General features: G+C 59.3%; 4 protein-coding genes. 2 read left to right on the plus strand and 2 right to left on the minus strand.

The window, feature by feature from the left end:
- A partial coding sequence (locus tag VGN12_20070; protein ID HEY4311754.1) for a hypothetical protein occupies positions 1-780 on the minus strand: 780 nt, incomplete at its 3' end.
- 9 nt (positions 781-789) lie between these two features.
- On the opposite strand from VGN12_20070, the gene VGN12_20075 reads away from it, so the two are divergent.
- A complete protein-coding gene (locus VGN12_20075; GenBank protein ID HEY4311755.1) occupies positions 790-1,023 on the plus strand; it encodes a hypothetical protein in 234 nt (77 codons plus the stop codon).
- A 218-nt stretch (positions 1,024-1,241) separates the two neighbouring features.
- On the plus strand, positions 1,242-1,385 hold the full coding sequence (locus VGN12_20080; GenBank protein ID HEY4311756.1) for a hypothetical protein: 144 nt from the start codon (positions 1,242-1,244) through the stop codon (positions 1,383-1,385).
- A gap of 6 nt (positions 1,386-1,391) precedes the next feature.
- On the opposite strand, the gene VGN12_20085 is transcribed toward VGN12_20080, so the two are convergent.
- Positions 1,392-1,659, minus strand: a 268-nt coding sequence (locus VGN12_20085; protein ID HEY4311757.1) for a hypothetical protein, incomplete at its 5' end; no start/stop codon positions are given.

Here is a 1,659-nt window from a genome sequence, read left to right on the forward strand (position 1 = left end):
CCGAGGCAGGGATTCAGCAAACCGCGCATGAACCGCTTCATTCGGATCGCGCAACACGATTTCCTTGGCACTTGCCGGAGCCATCTGGCCAAAGTGCTCGAGGAAGGCATCGACCTGATGCAGCCGCGACAATCCGAAGAGCGCCGGGGCAAGATCAGCACGCAGCACGCCGCCAGTGTCACGGTACTGCTCGTCCAAAGCGGCGGCCTCGTTCGGGTCCGTGAAGACACCGTCGAGCACGGGACAGGTTTCCGCCAATGAGCGCATTCCCTCGGATGTCATGAGATAGACCGGCTTGCCCGAGATCTGCTTCAGGGCATTGGCCGCGGCCAGCGCCATAAGCACATCGCCCATGCCGACATGCCGCTCCAGACAAAAAGCGCCGTAGCGTTGCAGCGATCGTCCGAACTTGAGGGGCTTGCGCGCCTGCAGCTTTATTTTGGTCGACTGGATGATGTTGTTGGACGTCCGTGCCAATTCGGCCGCCGACACGCCGCTAGCCATTCCGCGCTCGGCCAGTTGACCATCGAGGTTGTAGAGCGCCTCGACGGTTTCGAAGTCGATGTTGAGCACGGGCGTGAGGGAACGTTTCGGCTTCTTGGTCGCGCGCCAGACCTCGCCAGCGCCCACATCGTAAAATGCCAGAACTTCCGGCGTGATCCTGCGAATACACGTCGGGTCGTCGAAAAAGTCGCTGTGCTGCGGATGACGGCTGTGTATTTCGAGCACGGCATCCGGTTTGGCGATGCGATACAGTTCGCGCATGATGCCGTTGAACACTTCCGTCGATTGACCGACGTGTTCGAGGACAAATTTAAGCAAAATGAAGTCGGCGCTGTTGTCTTCGAAGGGCCAGACCGGACCATCGAGATCGAAAAGCAGGTCGGGCTCGACCGTGGGATCCTTGTCGACATTGATCCACCCTGGCCGGTATTCGCGGCCGCATCCAAGATTCAGTCGCACCGCCCTGCCCCCCAGCCGCTTTCCGTCGCACGCGGCGAATCGAATCGTAGCGAAGTTTAACTGTCCTCGACCTGCCCAGTCTTGGGGTCGCTGATACAAAGTGACACAGGGCTGAAAGCTTACTCACACAATCGTGAGCGGGACGCCTACATGGCAGCCATGCACGCTGGCGCTGCATTTCGCGTATTATTTAACGTAGAAATTACAGACCGATTGAGCCGTTGCGGGTAATTAAGCGTTCGCGTCCTGCATCCTGCTCATTGAAGGAGCACCAGGCCATGATGAACAAGGAAGTCGTAATGGCAACGCTGCGTCGCGACGTGAATTTCGTCGGCTACGCTGTGGTCGCAGTTGTGTTCGTTGGATTCGCCGGTCTCGCCGTGGCTGCCACTGTGTTCGACCTGATGGCGATCCAGCACTAACGATCGCTACGCTTGCCTGTCTGCCGGCGGATAACGATGCCGGTTTCCGTTGAAATCCTCGACCACGATGCGCTCGCCGTTTTCCGGCGTGCGCTCGATGTAGTTTGGACCGATCGGCGATTTGCCGTGGCCGCCGGGAATGTCGAGTACATAAGCCGGTTGGCATAGACCCGACACCTTGCCGCGCAGGCCGCGCATCAGCGCCTGCCCCGCCGCGATGTCCGTGCGTAAATGCGACGTGCCGGGCGCGAGATCGCCGTGATGGAGATAATAC

Source organism: Pirellulales bacterium (genome assembly GCA_036499395.1).
Lineage (GTDB): Bacteria > Planctomycetota > Planctomycetia > Pirellulales > JACPPG01 > JACPPG01.